The 19,993-nt window shown below is 68.9% G+C and carries 15 protein-coding genes and 1 tRNA gene; 13 read left to right on the forward strand and 3 right to left on the reverse strand.

Translation table 11 applies throughout. The annotated features are described in order from the left end of the window. The first annotated feature begins 32 nt into the window (after positions 1-32). The 4 genes from QZX79_RS12890 (at position 33) to QZX79_RS12905 (ending at position 6,482) form a co-directional block, all read left to right on the forward strand. Complete coding sequence (locus QZX79_RS12890; RefSeq protein ID WP_294568675.1) at positions 33-446, forward strand: DUF5997 family protein; 414 nt, start codon at positions 33-35, stop codon at positions 444-446. A gap of 134 nt (positions 447-580) precedes the next feature. Continuing rightward, entirely contained in the window at positions 581-1,381 is an 801-nt protein-coding gene (locus tag QZX79_RS12895; protein ID WP_294568677.1) for a hypothetical protein, read from the forward strand. Further along, on the forward strand, positions 1,381-2,988 hold the full coding sequence (locus QZX79_RS12900) for a DNA polymerase Y family protein (protein WP_294568679.1): 1,608 nt from the start codon (positions 1,381-1,383) through the stop codon (positions 2,986-2,988). The genes QZX79_RS12895 and QZX79_RS12900 overlap by 1 nt, the downstream gene beginning before the upstream one ends. A gap of 71 nt (positions 2,989-3,059) precedes the next feature. Further along, positions 3,060-6,482, forward strand: coding sequence for an error-prone DNA polymerase (locus QZX79_RS12905; RefSeq protein ID WP_294568681.1), 3,423 nt, complete (start codon positions 3,060-3,062; stop codon positions 6,480-6,482). An 80-nt stretch (positions 6,483-6,562) separates the two neighbouring features. Here the strand turns inward: QZX79_RS12905 and QZX79_RS12910 are convergent. Next, a tRNA-Leu gene (locus tag QZX79_RS12910) sits at positions 6,563-6,648 on the reverse strand. A 347-nt stretch (positions 6,649-6,995) separates the two neighbouring features. Here QZX79_RS12910 and QZX79_RS12915 point away from each other — a divergent pair. Genes QZX79_RS12915 through pknB form a run of 7 tightly spaced genes read left to right on the forward strand, consistent with a single transcriptional unit; the run spans position 6,996 to position 16,399 of the window. Next, the gene (locus tag QZX79_RS12915; RefSeq protein WP_120165903.1) at positions 6,996-7,727 is read left to right on the forward strand and encodes a DUF3662 and FHA domain-containing protein; all 732 of its coding nucleotides are present in this window, start codon (positions 6,996-6,998) and stop codon (positions 7,725-7,727) included. Then, the gene (locus QZX79_RS12920; protein ID WP_294568682.1) at positions 7,724-8,203 is read left to right on the forward strand and encodes an FHA domain-containing protein; all 480 of its coding nucleotides are present in this window, start codon (positions 7,724-7,726) and stop codon (positions 8,201-8,203) included. Before QZX79_RS12915 ends, QZX79_RS12920 begins: the two co-directional genes overlap by 4 nt. Before the next feature lie 2 nt (positions 8,204-8,205). Further along, positions 8,206-9,807: a PP2C family serine/threonine-protein phosphatase gene (locus tag QZX79_RS12925; RefSeq protein WP_294568683.1), complete on the forward strand. Its 1,602-nt coding sequence runs from the start codon at positions 8,206-8,208 to the stop codon at positions 9,805-9,807. Continuing rightward, complete coding sequence (locus tag QZX79_RS12930; RefSeq protein WP_294568685.1) at positions 9,804-11,222, forward strand: FtsW/RodA/SpoVE family cell cycle protein; 1,419 nt, start codon at positions 9,804-9,806, stop codon at positions 11,220-11,222. Before QZX79_RS12925 ends, QZX79_RS12930 begins: the two co-directional genes overlap by 4 nt. Then, a complete protein-coding gene (locus QZX79_RS12935) occupies positions 11,219-12,661 on the forward strand; it encodes a penicillin-binding protein 2 (RefSeq protein WP_294568687.1) in 1,443 nt (480 codons plus the stop codon). The genes QZX79_RS12930 and QZX79_RS12935 overlap by 4 nt, the downstream gene beginning before the upstream one ends. Continuing rightward, positions 12,658-14,439, forward strand: coding sequence for a protein kinase domain-containing protein (locus QZX79_RS12940; RefSeq protein ID WP_294568688.1), 1,782 nt, complete (start codon positions 12,658-12,660; stop codon positions 14,437-14,439). Before QZX79_RS12935 ends, QZX79_RS12940 begins: the two co-directional genes overlap by 4 nt. Positions 14,440-14,461: 22 nt before the next feature. Then, positions 14,462-16,399 (forward strand): Stk1 family PASTA domain-containing Ser/Thr kinase, encoded by a 1,938-nt coding sequence (pknB, locus tag QZX79_RS12945; protein ID WP_294568689.1) that lies wholly within the window; start codon positions 14,462-14,464, stop codon positions 16,397-16,399. 139 nt (positions 16,400-16,538) lie between these two features. Here the strand turns inward: pknB and QZX79_RS12950 are convergent, their stop codons facing one another. Next, positions 16,539-17,183 carry an aminodeoxychorismate/anthranilate synthase component II gene (locus QZX79_RS12950; RefSeq protein ID WP_294568691.1) on the reverse strand — a complete coding sequence of 215 codons (645 nt, stop codon included), beginning with the start codon at positions 17,181-17,183 and terminating at the stop codon, positions 16,539-16,541. Between the two features lie 271 nt (positions 17,184-17,454). Between QZX79_RS12950 and QZX79_RS12955 the strand changes: the two genes are divergently transcribed. Continuing rightward, entirely contained in the window at positions 17,455-17,700 is a 246-nt protein-coding gene (locus QZX79_RS12955; protein WP_120165910.1) for a cell division protein CrgA, read from the forward strand. Positions 17,701-17,715: 15 nt separating this feature from the next. Further along, on the forward strand, positions 17,716-18,723 hold the full coding sequence (locus tag QZX79_RS12960) for an SDR family NAD(P)-dependent oxidoreductase (protein WP_294568694.1): 1,008 nt from the start codon (positions 17,716-17,718) through the stop codon (positions 18,721-18,723). 396 nt (positions 18,724-19,119) lie between these two features. On the opposite strand, the gene QZX79_RS12965 is transcribed toward QZX79_RS12960, so the two are convergent. Continuing rightward, entirely contained in the window at positions 19,120-19,989 is an 870-nt protein-coding gene (locus tag QZX79_RS12965) for a rhomboid family intramembrane serine protease (RefSeq protein ID WP_294568696.1), read from the reverse strand. Between the last annotated feature and the right edge of the window lie 4 nt (positions 19,990-19,993).

Raw genomic sequence — 19,993 nt, forward strand, 5'->3', positions numbered from 1 at the left:
GGGGCAGTGCCGGGGACGGTTACGCTTGGATCATGACCCCCGCAAAAACCCCGCAGACCATGAAACCGGCCACCGCGGCCAAGAAACTTGGCATTTTCCTGCCCGCCGCCCCCTCGGATTTCCAGGAGCGGGAACTGACGCGTGGAGAGTTCAACGAACTGCAGCAGAGCCCGCCGGAGTGGCTCGCCGAGCTGCGCCGCAACGGCCCGCACCCCCGCCCGGTGGTGGCGCAGAAGCTGGGGATTTCCGTCGGCGGCCTCGCCCGCGGCGGCGTCACCGAGGCACTGACCACCGCGCAGATCACGGCGCTGCTTCAGGATCCCCCGGCCTGGCTCGTCACCGAACGCGCCACCCAGGCGGAGGTGCGGGCCGAGGCCGCCCGCGTCAAGGAGCGCAACGCCCAGCGGGCTCAGCAGGACCCCGCTCTACGGCCGGACAAGAAGTAGCCGCGCAGGAACAGCCGTTGTCCGGATGAACCGCCTTTAACGACGGTTTTCCTCCACTGCGTAGCACATTTGAGGCCTTTCCCGGACCCGAGCCTCCGATTGACTTAATAGAACACGTATTCGAATATTGAGTCGTGACTCCACCAGCCGCAGGCGCCCTTGAGCAGGACGAGCCGTCCTTCTCCGGCTCCGGTGCGTCCGGTCCCCGGCTGGTGACAGCGCCGTCCCCGGGCAGCCTTCCGGCGGACCTGCAGCAGCGCATCAACCAGATGCAGGCCAGCCGGCTGGACTCGAAGCGGCTTCCCACGGTTCCGGCGCTGGCGAGGATCCTGCCCGGCGGCGGCCTGCAGTCCGGGGGCTCCTACTCGGTGCGGAACTCCGCCGCCCTGGCCATGGCGCTGCTGGCCGGGCCATCGGCGCAGGGGGCCTGGTGCGGGGTGGTCGGGCTGCCCGAGTTCAGCGTGGAGGCCGCGCGGGAATTCGGAATCAACCTTGACCGGCTGATTTTGGTGCCCGCCCCGGGAGCCCAGTGGCTCACGGTGACGGCGGCCCTGGTCGATGTGGTGTCGGTGGTCCTGACGCGCGCACCCGAACACCTCGCCCCCACCGATACGGCCCGCCTCAAGGCGAGGCTCCGGCAGCGCGGGGCCGCCATGATCACCCTGGGAAGCTGGCAGCAGAGCGACTCAACCCTGGGCGTCGCCGAGAGTGCATGGGAGGGACTGGGCTCCGGAAGGGGCCACCTGCGCGCCCGCCGGATGAAGATCACCGCCACCCACCCCTCGGGCCGGTCCCGGCACGCCTATCTCTGGCTTGCCGACCTGCAGCACGGGCTGCGGGATCCGGCCGGCGGACACCTCCCCGCCGGCGACGGCACCCCGGACTCCGCCGACGGCGGGGACCCCCTCTTCTGGCCCACCCTGATGAACTCCTGATGGACAGCGCACCCGCCGGACACGGCTCCCCGCCCACCGCCACCCGGACCCTCCTGCTGTGGTGCCCGGACTGGCCGATCACGGCCGCCCTGCGTGAACATTCCCTCGAGGCCGATGCGGCCCTTGCCCTGGTGGCCAAGGGAGAGGTTTTTGCCTGCTCCCCGGCCGCACGCCAGGACGGGGTGCGCAGGGGGCTGCGGGTCCGCGAGGCCCAGGCCCGGTGTCCGCACCTGATCTGCCTGCCCTACGACCCGGACCTCGACCAGCGCAGCTTCGAACCCGTCACCGCCGCCGTCGAAGCCATCCTGCCCGGGGTGCAGGTTCTCCGGCCGGGCCTGTGCGCGGTCCGGGCCAAGGGCCCCTCGCGTTACTACGGCAGTGAGGAGAAGCTGGCCTCCGTCGTCGTCACGACCCTTGCCGCCATCGGCCTGACGGATGTGCGGATCGGGATTGCCGACGGCCTGTTCGCCGCCGAGCAGGCAGCACGGGTCGCCGAGGAGACCGACGACGCGGACGCGCCGCTGTGCATCATCCCGCCCGGGCGCTCCCCCTGGTTCCTCAGCACGTTTCCCCTCGACGTCCTCGATCAGCCGAAGCTCGCGGTACTGCTGCGGCGCCTGGGGATCCGCTCGCTCGGTGACTTCGCCGCACTGGAGGCGGCCGATGTCCGCAACCGGTTCGGTGAGGAGGGCGCGCTGGCGCACCGGATGGCCAGCGGAATCGACTCCGCGGCCGTGGTGCCGCGCGTGCCCCCGCCTCAGCTGGACACCACCGTCGATTTCGAGCCGCCGCTGGTCCGCATCGACCAGCTGGCCTTTGCCTTCCGGATGTCCGCCGAAGCCTTCGTCGGCCGGCTGCGGGGCGCTGGGCTTGTCTGCACGGTCCTGCGGGTGGTGTTGAGCAGCGATTCCGGCGAGGTGTCGGAGCGCACCTGGCAGCACCCCCGCTGGTTCGACGCCGACGACGTGGTCGACCGGGTGCGGTGGCAGCTGCAGGGGGGAAGGAATGCCGACAGCGGGCTGAGCTCGGGCATCACCCGGGTGCACGTGGATCCGGTGACCGTGGAGGACCTCGGCGACCACGCCGATGGACTGTGGGGAACGGGGCCCGACGAAAGCGTCCACTCCGGCCTGGCCCGGATCCAGAGCATGCTCGGCCACGGTGCCGTCCTCACCGCGATTATTGCCGGTGGGCGCCTTCTGGCGGACCGCCGCGTCTACATCCCCTGGGGTGACGCAGCCCCCGGGTCCGCCGGCACGCTTCCCCGGGACCGGAACCTGCCCTGGCCCGGGAGGCTGCCCGGGCCCGTTCCCGCCACGGTGTTCGCCGAACCGGTTCCGGCCGTCGTCCTCGATGCCGCGGGAAACGGCGTCGACGTCGACGGCCGGGGGGTGCTCAGCGCGGACCCTGCGTTTTTTTCGGCCGGCCGGAACACCGGACCGCGGTGGCCGGTGCAGTCCTGGGCGGGGCCCTGGCCGATCACCGAACGCTGGTGGGACCCTGAGGGCCGCGTCCTGAACCGGTTCCAGCTGGTCGATCCGTCGGGGTCGGCCTGGCTCTTCCTCCTTGAGGACCACCGGTGGTGGGCCGAAGCCACCTATGACTGATGCGCTGATGACCGATGCGCTGATCGCTGATGCACCGACCGATCCACCGACACCACCAATCAGGAGCGACCATGGGATGGAGCAACCCGCCCGTACCGTGGTCGGACTTTGAGCGGAATCTTTCGGATTCGACCCGGCCGGGGCTGCCTCCTCCAGGCGCCGACGGCGGGGACAGCCCGGCCTGGTCGCGCAAGCGCCAGCCCTACACCCAGCCGTCCGGCCCCGAACCTGAGGCCGGGCCCGCGGTTCCCTATGCCGAACTCCACGTGCACTCGAATTTCAGCTTCCTCGATGGGGCCTCAAGCCCCGAGCACCTTATTGAGGAGGCGCGGCGGCTCCGGCTGCAGGGACTCGCCCTGACCGACCATGACGGACTGTACGGGGCGGTCCGCTTCGCCGAGGCGGCCGAGAAGCACCAGGGGCTCTCCACCATCTACGGAGCCGAGCTTTCCCTCGGGCTGTCCAAGCCCCAGAACGGAGAGGCGGACCCCGAAGGCAGCCACCTGCTGGTCCTGGCCCGGGGATCGGCCGGCTACCACCGCCTGGCCGGGGCCATCACCGCGGCGCAGCTCTCCAGCGGTGCGGAGAAGGGCAGGCCCCGGTACGACGTCGGAGAGCTGGCCGCGCGGTCAGCAGGCCACTTCTTTATCCTCACCGGGTGCCGGAAGGGCACCGTCCGGCAGTCCCTTGCCTCCGGAGGCGCCCCGGCGGCGGAAGCGGAGCTGCGGCACCTGGCCGAACTGTTCGGCCGGGACAATGTGGCCGTCGAGCTCTTCGACCACGGCAACCCCACGGACAGCGTCACCAATGACGCCCTGGCCGCCCTGGCCACCCGGATGGACCTGCCGCTGGTGGCCACCAACAATGTTCACTATGCCGACCCGGGCCGGTACCGGACCGCCACGGCGCTGGCTGCGGTCCGGGCACGCCGGAGCCTTGACCAGATGGACGGCTGGCTTCCGGCGGCGGGCACCGCGCACCTGCGCAGCGGCGCCGAAATGGCGGCGCGGTTCCGGGCGTACCCGGGCGCCGTGGAGCGCACCGTCGACCTCGCGGCGGACCTGGCGTTCCGGCTGCGCAGCGTAAGGCCCGGCCTGCCGAACCTCGACCTGCCGGAGGGCCACACGCAGATGAGCTACCTGCGCCGGCTGGTGTGGGAGGGTGCGGACCGGCTCTATTCCGGCCGGGAGGAGGTCCGGGACCGGATCCAGCGGGAGCTCGATGTCATCGAGAGCAAGAACTTCCCGGGCTACTTCCTCATCGTCCACGACCTGGTGCAGTTCGCACGAAGCCAGGGCATCCTGTGCCAGGGGCGGGGATCGGCGGCCAATTCGGCCGTGTGCTACCTGCTGGAGATCACGGCCGTGGACTCGATCAAGTACCAGCTGCCCTTCGAGCGTTTCCTCTCCAGCATGCGCGATGAGGAGCCCGACATCGACGTCGACTTCGATTCGGACCGGCGCGAGGAGGTCATCCAGTACGTCTACCGCAAGTACGGGCGGTTCAACGCCGCCCAGGTGGCCAATGTCATCACCTACCGCCCCAAGTTCGCGGTGCGGGACATGGCCAAGGCGCTGGGGCACAGCCCGGGGCAGCAGGATGCCTGGTCCAAACAGGTGGAGCGCTGGGGAGGCCTGGTCTCCAGCACCGACCACGACATCCCCGAACCGGTGGTTGAGCTCGCCCGGAGCATCCTGACCTTTCCGCGGCATCTGGGCATCCATTCGGGCGGCATGGTGCTCACGGACCGGCCCGTGGGGGAAGTATGCCCCATTGAGCATGGACGGATGGAGGGGCGCACTGTCCTGCAGTGGGACAAGGACGACTGCGCGTGGATGGGGCTGGTGAAGTTCGACCTGCTCGGCCTCGGGATCCTCGCCGCCATCCAGTACAACTTTGACCTGGTGGAGGAGCACTTCGGCGAGAAATGGGAGCTGGCAACCATCCCCAAGGAAGAACAGGGCGTCTACGACATGCTGTGCTTCGCCGATTCGGTGGGGGTCTTTCAGGTGGAGAGCAGGGCCCAGATGGGGATGCTTCCCCGGCTGCAGCCCCGCCAGTTCTACGATCTGGTCATCGAGGTGGCCCTGGTGCGGCCGGGGCCCATCCAAGGCGGGGCGGTCCACCCCTATATCAAGCGCAAAATGGGCGAGGAGGAGGTCCGCTACCTCCATCCGGACCTCGAACCCGTCCTGGAGCGGACCCTCGGCGTGCCGTTGTTCCAGGAACAGCTGATGCAGATGGCCATGGTGGTGGGGGGCTGTTCGGGGGCCGACGCCGACCTGCTGCGCCGCGCCATGGGGTCCAAGCGCGGCGAGGAACGGATCGAATCGCTGAAGGCCCGGCTGTACGAAGGGATGGCCGCGAAGGGGATCCCCCCGGATACGGCCGATGCCATCTACAACAAGATCCAGGCGTTCGCTAACTTCGGCTTCGCGGAAAGCCACTCCATCAGCTTCGCCCTGCTGGTCTACGTCAGCGCCTGGCTGAGGCTCCACTACCCGGGGGCCTTCCTTGCCTCACTGCTGCGGGCCCAGCCCATGGGCTTCTACTCGCCGCAGACCCTTGTCGCCGATGCCCGCCGCCATGGGGTCCAGGTGCTGCGCCCGGATATCCTCTCCTCCGGGGTTCACGCCGGCCTTGAACCCCTTCCCGGCTTCACCCCCGGGCCGGAACGCCGGGGCCGCACCACCGGAGCCGACTGCTGCGTCGAGGACCAGCAGCCGCCGGTCGAACCGTTCGACCGCAACGTCCCGTTTGATTCGACCCTGCACCGGCGCGACGGCAACTACGCCGTGCGCCTTGGTCTGGACAGCGTCCAGTCCATCGGCGCGAAGGTCGCCCGGAGGATCGTGGACGAGCGCACTCAGCATGGGCCCTTCGAGGACATGGGCGACCTGGTCCGGCGCACCGAACTCACTGCCGCGCAGCTCGAGCTGCTCGCCGCCGCCGGGGCGTTCGATTCAATGGGCCTGTCCCGGCGGGAGGCGCTGTGGAACGCCGGCCCGGCCGCCACCGAACGGGAGGGGCAGATCAAGGGAACGGCCGTCTACATCCAGCCCCCGTTGCTGCCAGAGCTGTCGGGGATCGACGCCGTAGGATCGGATCTGTGGGCCACCGGGATCACCCCCGATGACCATCCGGTACGGCATGTGCGGGCGAGGCTGAAGCGCCGGGGAGCCCTCAGCGCGGCCGAACTGCAGGTGGCCGAACCGGGGCGGCGGGTTGAGGCAGGAGGAGTGGTGACCCACCGGCAGCGCCCGGCAACGGCCAGCGGGATCACCTTCATGAACCTTGAGGACGAAACCGGCCTGGTCAATGTGATCTGCTCCGTGGGCGTGTGGCAGCGCTACCGCCGGGTGGCCCGGGAAGCCAGCAGTGTGATTGTCCGCGGCATACTCGAACGCTCTGCCGAAGGGGTCGTGAACCTGGTGGCGGACCGCATCGAGGTGCTCCAGCTCAAGGCGACCACGCGCTCCCGGGACTTCCGCTGAGCACCGCGGGCGCGGCCACGGACAACAGAAGGCACAGGACAACAAAAAACACCCCGGCCGCCCGGCCGGGGTGTCTTGTCTGGTGCGCGAGGGGGGATTTGAACCCCCACACCCTTTCGGATACTGGCACCTGAAGCCAGCGCGTCTGCCGTTCCGCCACTCGCGCAGATAAGTTTCCAAGCTTACCGATTCGTTCCGGTTTCACTTGTGAACAGCAGAAATAAGCATAACGGAGCATCCCAGAAAATACCTAAACGAGCCGCAGCGGCAGTCTGCGCGCCCCGCCTCGCCCTCCCCGCACCCGGCAGGCTTCCGGGCGGCGCGGCCGCGGCGCGGCCGCGGCGGGCCGGGCCCTCAATAAGGTTATTACCAGGCCATCCCAGTAGTATCGAAGGGAACGCACCCGCGTTGATACGGTCCTGGGCACTTTCACCCGGGACCTTGGATACCGTACAAGTTCACGAGCACGGCACCGGACACGACATCAGGCAGCGAGCGGTTAGGAGGTGGCACATGGGCATTCTCGACAATGTTGAACGTGGCTTGGAAAAGCTGGTCCGGGGCGCCTTCAGCACCGGATCCCGCTCCCGGGTCCAGCCCGTGGAGATCGCCAGCTCCCTGCGGCGCGAACTCGACCACAAGTCGCTGGTTCTGGCCGAGGGACGCACCCTGGCCCCCAACGTCTTCACCGCCCGGCTCTCGGATCCTGACTTCGAACAGGCCCAACAGTGGGGATCGGCCCTCGCCGAAGAGCTGTGCGACGTCGTCATCCGGCACGTCAACAGCCAGCAGTACACCCTCCAGGGTCCGGTACGCGTCTCCTTCGCCAACGACTCGGCGCTGAAGCCCGGGGTCTTCGAGGTCGACTCGAGTATTGAGAAGCAGCCGGGGTCCCGGTCGTCTGCCGCACCGGCGGCACCCGCGCGTCAGCCCGTGCAGTACCAGCCCATCCTCGAACTCGACGGCCAGCGCTACTCATTGAACGCCGGGTCGATCGTCCTTGGCAGGTCCTCCGAGGCGGACATCCTCGTCGAAGACACCGGCGTCTCACGGCGCCACCTTGAAATCCGCACCGACGGTGGACGGGCCGTCGCCATCGAACTCGGGTCGACCAACGGCAGCTTCGTCAACGGCCAGCGCGTCCAGGGCCAGACCGAACTCACCGACGGCTCGATGATCACCATGGGCCGCACCCGCATGACCTTCCGACTGGTTCCCGTCCAGAACGGTGGACACCGGATATGAGCGAACTGACCGTGACGCTGCTGCGCTACGGATTCCTGCTTCTTGTGTGGATTCTCGTGATCAGCACCGTCAGCGCCCTGCGCCGTGACCTGGTGGTGGGCCAGCGCAACAAGACCGGCACCCCCTCCCCGAGGCAGGCCCGGAAGCACCCGGAACTGGTGGAAGAGCCTGCGCCGTCCCGGCCCCAGGCCCGCCGGCTCGTGGTGACCGAAGGCCCCCTCGCGGGCACCACGCTGGACCTCGCCGCGAGCCCGATCCTGCTCGGCCGTGCGCAGGAGGCGACGCTGGTGCTCGAGGACGACTATGCCTCGGGCCGGCACGCGAGGCTGTTCCCGCAGGGGAGCCGGTGGTTCATCGAGGACCTTGGCTCGACGAACGGGACCTACCTTGCCGGGAACCAGCTGACCCGCGCCCTCCCCGTCGACCCCGGCGTGCCCATCCGGATCGGTAAGACGGTTATCGAATTGAGGCCATAGCCATGGCCTACTTCCTGCGGTTCGCCGCGCGCTCCGACGTGGGCATGGTCCGCGCCAAGAACGACGACTCCGCCTATGTGGGCCGCTACCTCGCCGTGGTCGCCGACGGGATGGGCGGCCACGCCGGAGGCAACATCGCCTCGGCCTCCACCGTCCTGGACCTGGTCCACCTTGACCGCAGCCATCAGCGCGGCGACGCCGGCACCGAACTGGCCGACGAGATCCAGACCGCCAACTCACTGCTTTCGGAACTTGTCAGCACGAACCCGCAGCTCGCCGGGATGGGCACCACGGTGACCGCCCTGCTGCTGAACGGGAACCGGCTCGAACTGGCCCATATCGGTGACTCCCGGGCTTACCGCCTGAAAAACGGCGTCTTTGAGCAGATCACCACCGATCACACGTTCGTGCAGCGCCTGATCGATGAAGGCCGGCTCCGCCCCGAGGAAGCCGATGTCCACCCCCATAAGAACGTCCTGATGCGGGTGCTGGGTGATGTCGATGCGAGCCCGGAGCTGGATCTGCAGACCCTCGAGGTCGAGCCGGGCGAGCGGTGGCTTCTCTGTTCGGATGGACTCACCGCGGTCCTGAACGACCGCATGGTTGAGCAGATCGTTCGGGAAACCCCGAACCTTGACGAGTGCGTCAACGCGCTGGTGGAGCTCACCCTGGCCGGCGGGTCACCGGACAATGTCACGGTCGCCGTCGTCGAGGTCGCCCTGACCACCGGCGACGAGCCCGAACCGGAACTGCGCCCCGTTCTCCCCTCGGCCCGTGAGGCGGCAGGGGAGCGCGAGGTCTCCGCGGGACCCGCAGGCGCCGCCGCCGATGCCGGAGGACCCGCCGAACCGGCCGTACGCGCCGATCTGATCCGTGAGGACCTCCTCAGCCGGCCGCACCTGCTCGTGGGTGCCGCGGCGCTTGCCACCGAGACCGGCCAGATCCCGATCGTCACCCAGCGCTCCACCGAGCGGCGGGCCGCCCTGATGCTCACCCACAAGGCCCAGGCACCCGAGGGTCCTCTCGATGAGGCGCCGGCGCGCCGGGTCCGTCGCTGGCTGGGCCCGGCCTTCGTCACGCTCGGAGTGCTGATCCTGCTCGCCGTGCTCGGATTCGGCTACACCTGGACCCAGACCCGGTTCTATGTTGCGGCGGCGGGGGACCGGGTGGCCGTCTACAACGGCGTCCCACAGACGCTGGGTCCCATCCAGCTCAGCCACGTCTATGAGCGGACCACCATTCCGGTGTCGAACCTTCCGGAGTTCCGGCGCTCCCAGCTTGAGGGCGGCCTGCCCGCCAGTGACCTCCGGGAAGCCGAACGCATCATCGAGGACCTGCGCGGTGAGCTGCGCGCCGTGGGCTGCGCGCCGGAGGGCGGCCCTTCGGCCACCAACGGCCCGAGTGCCGAACGGAGTCCCGGTTCGTGCGCGTCGGCATGCCCCTCGCCGACGCCATCCCCCTCGGCATCACGTTCCGCATCCCCGTCGGCATCCCCCTCGGCATCCGCGGGCGCGACGGCGACGCCGCAGGCCCAGCCGTCGCCCTCGGGTGCTGCGGCGGACCCTGGTGCCGTCACCGCCGACTGTGGAGGCAACCTCGAATGAGCGATGTATTGACCGTCCCCCGCTCGCGGCGCAACGTCGAGGCGGCCCTGCTGCTGCTTGCCTTCGCCGTGGCCGTGGGGGCCAACTTCGTGGCCGGGCTCGAACGCGAGGAGCCCTTCAACGACTACTTCTGGAGGCAGGCGGCCACCCTGGTGGGCATGGGGATCCTCATCCACCTCATCCTCCGCATCCGCGCGAAATATGCTGACCCGGTAATACTTCCGATCGTCATCGCCCTGAACGGGATCGGCCTTGCCATGATCCACCGGCTCGACCTGCCCCGGATGGAGAATCCGGACTTCGTTCCCGTGGCCCCGCAGCAGCTGACCTGGACGGCCGTGGCCATCCTTGCCGCCTCGGTCCTGCTGATCTTCCTGCGGGACCACCGCATCCTCCGGCGGTTCACCTACATTTCGCTGATCGTCAGCGCCCTCCTGCTGCTGCTGCCACTGACCCCGCTGGGGCTCGAGATCAACGGCGCACGGATCTGGATCAACGTCGGCTTCGGCACCTTCCAGCCGGGCGAGGTCGCCAAGATCACCCTGGCCGTCTTCTTCGCCGGCTACCTCTCCACGAACCGGGATCTGATCCTGCTGGCCGGCAAGAAGCTCGGCCCCCTCCAGCTCCCACGGTTCAAGGACCTTGCCCCGATGATCGCCGCCTGGCTCGTGAGCATCGGCGTGCTGATCCTGCAGCGCGACCTCGGGTCCTCGATCCTCTTCTTCGGCCTCTTCATGGCCATGATTTACGTGGCGACGAGCCGGGTGAGCTGGGTTCTGATCGGGCTCGCCATGATCGGCGTCGGCGCCTTCGTCGCCCTTCAGCTGTTCAGCCATGTCGCGCTCCGCTTCGACAGCTGGCTCAATGCCTTCGACCCCGAGGTATACAACCGTGCCCCGGGCGGAAGCCAGCAGGTGGTGCAGGGACTCTTCGGGCTGGCCAACGGCGGGCTGGCCGGAACCGGCTTCGGCCAGGGCCGGCCCGACCTCGTGACATATGCCAACAGCGACATGATCATCGCCGCATTGGGCGAGGAGCTCGGCATGATCGGCGTGTTCGCCATCATCCTGCTGTATATCCTCCTCGTCTCACGCGGATTCCGGGCGGCCCTCGGCACCAAGGACGGGTTCGGGAAGCTGCTGGCCTGCGGTCTTTCCTTCACCATCGCCCTCCAGTGTTTCGTGGTGATCGGCGGCATCACCCGGCTGATTCCCCTGACCGGGCTCACCACCCCGTTCATGTCCGCGGGCGGGTCCTCCCTGCTGGCGAACTGGATCATCGTCGCCCTGCTGCTGCTGATTTCGGAGACCGCCCGCCGACCGGTGCGGACGGCCGCACCCAGTGAATCGGCCGCAGTTCCGTCGGCTTCAGGCAGGGGGGCGCTTCCGCGGCGCCCCAAGGAGGGATCACGTTGAACCAGGCAATCCGCAGCGCATGGGTGGTGGCGATCGGGATGTTCGCCCTCATCCTCGGATCGCTGACCTACGTCCAGTTCTTCGAGGCCGAGGAACTCAATACCAACGACTGGAACAACCGGCAGCTTTACCAGGACTTCGGCCGGCCACGCGGGGCGATCCTGGTGGACGGCAAGGCAGTGGCGGAGTCGGTGCCCTCCAACGATCAGTTCAACTACCAGCGGGTATATAAGGAGCCGAACCTCTATGCCCACCTGACGGGGTTCTACTCCCTCGTCAACGGGTCCACGCAGCTCGAGCAGGCCTCGGCCGGCCTGCTCTCGGGCACCAGCGACGAGCTGTTCTACGACCGGATCGTCGGACTCCTCTCCGGTGCCAGCAGCCAGGGCGCCTCGGTGGAGCTCACCATCGATCCCCAGATCCAGCAGCTCGCGTGGGACCTGATCCCGGAGGGCCAGCGCGGCTCCATCGTGGTCACGGAGCCCTCGACCGGGAACATCCTCGCCATGGTTTCCAAGCCCTCCTACGATCCGAACCTGATCGCCGTCCACGACTCCGAGATCGCCGCCCGGAATGTCGAACAGCTCTCGGCGGTCCCCGGTCTGTCGATCTACCGCAACCCGGCCACCGAGTCCCTGGTGGCCCCGGGGTCGGTCTTCAAGCTGGTGGACGCCGCCGCGGCGCTCGAATCCGGCGACTACGACGCCGAGTCCCAGATTCCCAACCCGCCCGTGCTTCCCCTTCCCGGAACCACCATCGGCCTGCCCAACTACGTCAATGGAACCTGCGCCACGCGCACGGAGGCGGACCTGGAATTCGCCCTCGAGCAGTCATGCAACACGCCGTTCGCCCAGATCGCCTGGGACCTCGGCGAGGATGCCATCCAGGAACAGGCCCGGCTGTTCGGCTTTGGGGAGAGGCACCAGATCCCCGTGGCCGTCGAGGCCAGCCAGTTCCCGAGCGACCTCAGCCAGCCTGAACTCGCCCAGTCGGCCATCGGCCAGTTCGACGTGAAGGTGACTCCGCTCCAGATCGCCATGGTCGCCTCGGCGATCGCCAACGACGGCGTCCTGATGAAGCCGAACCTCATCAAGGCCGTGCGGGCCGCGGACCTCGAGCTGATCAATTCACCCTCACCGGAGGTCCTCCACGAATCGGTCAGCGCCGGTACAGCGGACCAGCTGACCGAGTGGATGGTGAACGTCGTGGACAACGGAACCGGGCGGGGTGCCCAGATTCCGGGTGTCGAGGTGGCGGGCAAGACCGGCACCGCTGAGGTCGAAGGGCGCGGGGACAACGCCTGGTTCACCGGCTTCGCCCCGGCGGACGACCCGCAGGTCGCCGTCACGATTGTCATGGAGGATGTCGACCTGGCCACGGGATCGCAGCTCACAAGTCCAAATGCCAAGCAGATCATTGAGGCGGTGTTGAACCAGTGAGGCCTACGTCGGGTATCACCCTGGGCGGCAGATTCCAGCTGACCGAACGCATCGCCATCGGCGGCATGGGCGAGGTGTGGAAGGCCCGCGACAAGGTGCTGGGCCGGGTCGTGGCGATTAAGATCCTGAAAGAGGAATATTCGGGGGATCCCGCGTTCCTGAACCGTTTTCGGGCCGAGGCCCGCCATACGGCCCTGCTGAACCACGAGGGCATCGCCAATGTCTTCGACTACGGCGAGGAGGGAGGCTCGGCCTACCTCGTCATGGAGCTGGTGCCCGGCCAGCCCCTCTCGGCGGTGATCGAGCGCGAAGGCGTGCTCTCCCCGGACCGCGCCCTCTCGATCATTGGCCAGACCGCCACCGCCCTCGCTGTCGCCCACCGGCAGGGACTCGTGCACCGCGACGTGAAGCCGGGAAACATCCTCGTCCTCCCCGACGGGCGCGTGAAGATCACGGACTTCGGCATTGCCCGGCTTGCCGACCAGGTGCCGCTGACCGCGACGGGCCAGGTGATGGGCACCGCCCAGTACCTCGCGCCGGAGCAGGCCACCGGGCAGCAGGCCACCGGCTCGAGCGACATCTATGCCCTGGGCGTTATCGGATATGAGCTCCTGGCCGGCCGGCGCCCCTTCTCCGGAGAGTCGCAGATCGCCATTGCCCTGGCCCAGGTCAACGACGCCCCTCCGCCGCTTCCGGAGCACATCCCGCACCCGGTGCGGGCACTGATCGCCTCGATGCTCGCGAAGGACCCCTCCGACCGGCCGGCGGATGCCGAATCCCTGTCCCGGGCGGTTGACGCCATCCGGGCCGGTTCGATCCGCGCCGCCGAGGCCGCAGTCCCCGGCATGCTCCTGTTCGGGGGAGACGCCGAGGCAACCGCCGCCGTGCCCCGCCAGGACACCGCCGCCACACGCGCGGTGCCCGCTCCGTCGACCTCGGCGATGCCGACGGTCGCCGCCCCGGCCGCGGTTCCAGCCGCCGCAGGGACCGGCGGTCTTGCCGCTTCCCGGGACTGGACCGAGGAGGAGGTGGAACCGGAGGGCCCGCAGGAGCGCGAGGAGCGCCGCCGCAACCCCTGGCTGCTTCCCGTCATCATCCTTGTGCTCATCGCCCTCCTGGCGCTGGCGTCGATGCTCATCTGGCCGCTCCTGGCGGGCGAACGCGGCGACCCCGCGCCCGCGACGACGAGCGCCGCCCCCCGTTCGACCCCGCCGAGTCCGCGCCCCACCCCCACGACGAATGCGCCGACGCCCGAGCAGACGACGCCGGAGCCCGAGCAGACGACGCCGGAGCCCGCGGCGATCGTCATCGATCCCAATGCATACCTGGGACGGAATGTTGACGAGGTCACGGCGGAGCTGACCGCCCTGGGCCTGTCGGTGAACCGCAGCGGCGAGCCATCGCCCGAACCGGCCGGCGCGGTGATCGATATCAACCCGGTGGGCACCGTCAGCCCCGGACAGACCATCCAGCTGACCTTCTCCGAGGGCCCCCGCCAGGTCGCCGTCCCCGGCGGTCTCGCCGGCCAGGACGAGGGAACGGTCCGCCAGCGCCTCGTCGAAGCGGGCCTGACCCCGGTCAACGCCGGCTCCGAGGTGTCCGACCAGCCGGCGGGCTCGGTCCTCCGCGTCGATCCGGCCGAAGGCACGAACCTCAATGAGGGTTCCGAGGTCCGGTACATCGTCTCCTCGGGCCCCCCTCCCACGACGCCGCCGCCGGCCGAGGTCGACGAGGAATCGTCCTCGCCCACGCCCGACGCGACGAGCCCGGGATCGTGAGGCCGCCGTGGAGGGAATTCCGATGACCGCCGAGCGTGTCCTCAACGGCCGGTACGAGGTCCTTCACCTGATCGGGCGGGGCGGCATGGCCGACGTCCACCTCGGCCGGGACATCCGGCTGGGGCGCTCGGTCGCGATCAAGGTCCTGCGCAAGGACCTCGCCCGCGACCCGCTGTTCCAGTCACGGTTCCGCCGGGAAGCGCAGGCGGTGGCGGGACTGAACAACCCCAATATCGTCGCCGTCTACGACACGGGCGAGGAGGAGATCCCCGACCGGCCCGACCACGAGGTGCGGGTTCCGTTCATCGTGATGGAGTACGTGGAGGGCCGCACCCTGCGGGACCTGGTGAGGTCCGGGGAACTGAACGAACAGGATGCCGTGCGGTATCTGGCCGGCGTGCTGTCCGCGCTTGAGTACAGCCACCGCGCCGGGATTGTCCACCGGGACATCAAGCCCGCCAATGTGATGGTGACCCCCGAAGGCCGCGTGAAGGTCATGGACTTCGGCATCGCGCGGGCGATGGCCGACTCGGCCGCAACCATGACGCAGACCCAGGCGGTGGTGGGCACGGCCCAGTACCTTTCGCCGGAGCAGGCCCGGGGCGAGACCGTCGATGCCCGCAGCGATCTGTACTCGGCCGGGTGCCTGCTGTACGAGCTGGTGGCCGGGAGGCCCCCCTTCGTGGGAGACAGCCCGGTATCGGTGGCCTACCAGCACGTGCGGGAGGAACCGAAACCGGCCAGCAGCTTCAATCCGCAGGTCAGTCCGGCCCTCGACTCGGTGCTGGCCAAGGCCCTGGCGAAGGACCGGGAGGATCGATTCCAGGACGCGGTCTCCTTCGCGGCGGCCCTTGAGGATGCGCGCCGCGGCAAGGTCTTCAGCGACACGGGCTCGCTGCCCACCCAGGCCCTGGCGACCGTAGAGCCTGCGACCCGGATGGTTCCGGCGGCGGCACTGCCTTTGCCGGCAGAGGAGGACGGATCCCCCGCCACCCGCACCTTGGAGAAGGTGCCCTCCTCCGGTGCCTCACCGCTCGCCTCCCTCTCCCAGCGGGAGGAGGACCTGCTCCCGGCCCCCGGGGAGGACCACGACGACGGCGCGCACCGGAACTCCCACCGCCGGGCCTGGATTGTGGTGTGGGTCCTTGCCGCTCTACTTGTGGTTCTCGCGGCCGGCTATGCCCTCCTGTACACCGTTGGCAGGTCGGAGCCGGAGGCACCACCGAGGATCGAGGTTCCTGCCGTGGCCAGCATGACCGAGGCCGACGGGGTCGCGACCCTCTATGAAGCCGACCTCATCCCGATCGTCGAAGAGCGCTTCCATGCCACAACGGAGGCGGGGCTGATCATTGACTCCGACCCCGCCGCCGGTGCGCAGGTGGAAGCCAAGTCCCGGGTGACCATCTCGATTTCCAAGGGTCCGGCCAATATCGCCGTACCCGAGGGCCTCGCCAGCCTGACCGAGTCCTCGGCCCGGGAGGCTCTCGAGGCCGTCGGCCTCAAGGGCGGGGAGATCTCCGAGACGCCGAGCCCCGACGTGCCGCAGGGCCGCGTGGTCTCCACGGATCCGAAGTCCGGGCAGTCCGTCCCGGCCGGCAGCGCAGTAAACCTCGTGCTCTCCAACGGCAGGGTGAGCGTTCCACAGCTCATCGGGCTGCCCCAGGCGGAGGCGGCGGCCGCGTTGGCCGGTCCCGCGGTGAAGCTGCCCTTCCGGGTGGAGTTCGCCGAGGACAAGGATGCGGCGCCCGGCACCGTCCTGGAGCAGAGTGCTCCGGCGGCCTCCGAGGTAAACCAGGGGACCGAAATCGTCCTCACCGTTTCGCGCGCGCCGGTGCCGGTCGAGGAACCGACACCTGAGCCCTCCGCCCCCGAGACCGAGACCGAAACAGAGACAGAGACAGAGACCAGCCCTCCGGGTTCGGGAAAACCAAGCGATAAGCCAAAGCCGAACGACCCCTGACCGCTGCACCGTGACCGCTCAGTACCGACCCCCAAACCCGGCGGGAAGAGTTCACGCGCCCCGGGGCGCCGGGCCACGGACAGCGGCCCGGTGAGTGAGGTCAGTGAGTGAGGTCGGTGATCGAAGTTCCTGATCGAAGTCAGCGGGAGATCAGTGGACTCAGCGTGGCGGCCTTCGCCGCCGCGCCCTCGAGCCCCAGGGACTCAAGCCAGGTGCCGAGCATCTGGTAGCCGCCCTCAGTGAGGACGGATTCCGGGTGGAACTGCACCCCGCACAGCGGTGCGGTTCGATGCTCGAGGCCCATAATGATTCCGCTGGCAGTGCGGGCCGTCACCTCGAGTTCGGCCGGAAGGTCGTCGCTGACGGCCGCCAGCGAGTGATAGCGGGTGGCGGTCAGGGGCGACGGGAGGCCCGCGAAGACGCTCTGGGAGGCGTGCTCGACGAGCGAGGTCTTCCCGTGCATCAGTTCCGGGGCGTGAGTCACCGTGCCCCCGTAGGCCTCGGCGAGGGCCTGATGGCCCAGGCAGACCCCGAGCATCGGCTTCGCATGGTCGCCGCACCAGCGGATGAGGTCGACGATGACGCCGGCATCGGCGGGCGTGCCGGGGCCGGGGGACACCAGGACGCCGTCGCGGCTCTCGGCCAGGGCGGCGGCTTCGGCGAGGGTGACGTCGTCGTTCCTTACGACGGTGGTCTCCGCCCCGAGTTCCTGAAGGTACCCCACGAGGGTGTAGACGAAGCTGTCGTAGTTGTCGACGACGAGAATCCGGACTGAATCAGCCATTTCACAAATGCCAATCGTTGCTGGGTGATAGATCCAATTGTGTCACCGTCGGGGCCCGGCAACAGCATCGGGGCCGCGGAACGGGACGCTGGATGTATCTTCCGGCGCCGGCCCTGCAGTCCCCGCCCCCGCCGCTGGTTTCTTGGTTAGAATCGACAGCAGGAACCGTGCCCGCGCCGGAGTCCGCTCGAGCCGGCGCGGAAAATCGTCGGGCGGCCCTGCCGCGCCACTGAAGGCCGGCCGTTCCCGCCCGGCCCGTCAAGGAGGATAAGTGCCCGAGTCAAAGCCCCGCAGGAAGACCGCACCGGTCAGGACTGCTGTCGCAGCGGAGCCCAAGCCCAACCCGGTCTGGTACAAGCCGGTCATGTTCGGGCTGATGATCCTCGGCCTGCTGTGGATCATCGTCTACTACATCTCCGAAGGCACCCTGCCCGTGCAGTCCTGGAACGGATTGAACATTGTCGCCGGCTTCGGCATTGCGATTATCGGGTTCCTCATGACCACGCGCTGGCGCTGACGGAGCCGATGTCCAATGGGGACGCGCGCCGGCCCTCCTAAGGGGACGCCCGGGGACGTCGTCGTCATCACCGGAGCCTCAAGCGGGATCGGCCGGGCCACGGCCCACGCCTTCGCCGGAAACGGCGCCCGGCTCGTCCTGGCGTCCCGCTCGCCGGAGAGCCTCGGAGACGTCGTCGCCGAATGCGCCGCGCTCGGCGGGCGGGCCGTGGCCGTACCCACCGACGTGACCCGTGAGGCCGACGTCGGGGCCCTGATGGAGGCGGCGCTGCGCGCCTACGGGCGCGTCGACGCCTGGATCGGGTGCGCGTCCACCTACAGCTACGGGACGTTCGAGGACACACCGTCAGCCGTCTTCCGCCGCATCGTCGAGACCACGCTCTTCGGACAGGTGCATGGAGCCCGGGCCGTCCTTCCACACTTCCGCACACAGGGCCGCGGCACCCTCGTCCTCGTGGGCTCGGTGTTCTCCAAAGTCTCCGCTCCCTATATCTCCCCGTATGTCACGGGCAAGTTCGGGCTGCTCGGCTTCGCCGAGGTGCTGAGGCACGAATACCGGGACGCCCCCCGGATTTCCATCTGCGCCGTCCTGCCGGCCACCATCGACACACCCATCTACCAGCATGCCGCGAACTACACCGGCAGGGAGATCCACCCTCTTCCGCCGGTGGTTGCCCCTGAACGCGTCGCACGCGCCATCGTACGCACCGTGCACCGTCCGCGGCCGGTCCGGGTGGTCGGACGCCTCCAGGGCGCCGCCATCCCGCTCGCCCGCTTCCTCCCGGGCCTCTATGCCCGCTGCATCCATTCCCTGATGGACACCCTGGCCCTGCGCCGGGGATCGACCACCCCGGCCGCCGGGACGATCTTCGCGTCCGACCCCTCGACCAACCGCGTCGCCGGCGGGTGGCGCACCGCAGGCGCGCTGCGGTCCTGGCCGTACGGCCTGCGGTCCGCCCGACGGCGGAAGTCCCCTTCACCGCGTGGAGGCGAACCGGCTCCGCGGAGCGGGACCGGGGCTTGAAACCCCGTTCCTCCGACGCCGGTCCGCGGGGTGTCGGACTCGCGTCCGCGCCGGGGCTCCGGCTGGAAGGGACGGGGATCCCCGGGAGGCCGCTGTGGACAGGGGGCGGGCCGTGGGGAAAACCCGGCTCCGGACCGTTGGTGACAGCAGTCACTTTTGTCCCAATATTCCCTGTACACACGTTGTGCACTAAGTTATCCACAGGTGTGGAGAAGATTGGGGGAAAATTCTTCCAATCCGCCGAGTGCCGCCCCATTGTTATCCACATCTGTGGAATTACATGTGTGTAAGTTTTCCCCTGTGTGGATAAGCCCTGTGGATAAAGCGAAGGGATCCGGCGGCCTGAGCGGCCGCCGGATCCCTTTCCGGCTCGTTGTGCACAGCTGCCGGTGCCGCCTAGACCGTGATGAGGACCGATCCAAGGAAGGTCAGCAGGGCGAGGAGAGCCGTCACCGCTCCCACCCCGCTCCACTGAAGGGCCGGGCGCAGTCGGCCGCGGGGCACGTAGGCCAGCACGGCCGCCACGGCGGCCCCGGTCAGCAGGCCGCCCAGGTGGGCCTGCCAGGCGATGCCCGGTACGACGAAGCCCAGCACCCCGTTGACGGCGATGAGGATGAGGATCTGGCGGACGTCCCCTCCCCGCTTCTTCTGGATGACGAACAGGGCGCCGAAGAGGCCGAAGACCGCGCCGGAGGCTCCGACGACCGGCTGGAACGGGTTACTCAGCAGCAGGACCCCTACGGAGCCACCCAGCGCGGAGAGCAGATACAGCGCCAGGAACCGGGCGCGCCCGAGCGCCGGCTCCAGCGACTGGCCCAGAATCCACAAGGCGTACATGTTGAAGGCGATGTGGAGCAGGAAGTTGGGCGAATGAAGGAACGCGGCGGTGAACATCCGCCACGGCTCGGCGTCGATGGTCCCGGCGAAGCCCGCGGTGTACAGCGGGGCATACTGCAGCGCCGCGGTCAGGCCCGGGACGGCCATCTGGAGCAGGAACAACAGGACACAGGCGCCGATGAGGACGAAGGTGACCACGGGCCGGCCGGAGGTGGCCGCTCCGCCAAAGGCGGTGGTGGTCTTGGGGGTGTTGCGCGCCTGTTCGGCGATGCAGTCGACGCACTGGATGCCCACGGCGGCCTGGCGCTGACACTCGGGGCACGCCGGCCTGCCACACCGCTGGCACCGAACGTAGCTGATGCGGTCGGGGTGCCGCGGGCAGACCGGCGCCTCCTGCGACGGACTGCCCGCGGGGACTCCGTAGGACACGGAG

The organism is uncultured Arthrobacter sp., from assembly GCF_902805515.1.
GTDB lineage: Bacteria > Actinomycetota > Actinomycetes > Actinomycetales > Micrococcaceae > Arthrobacter_D.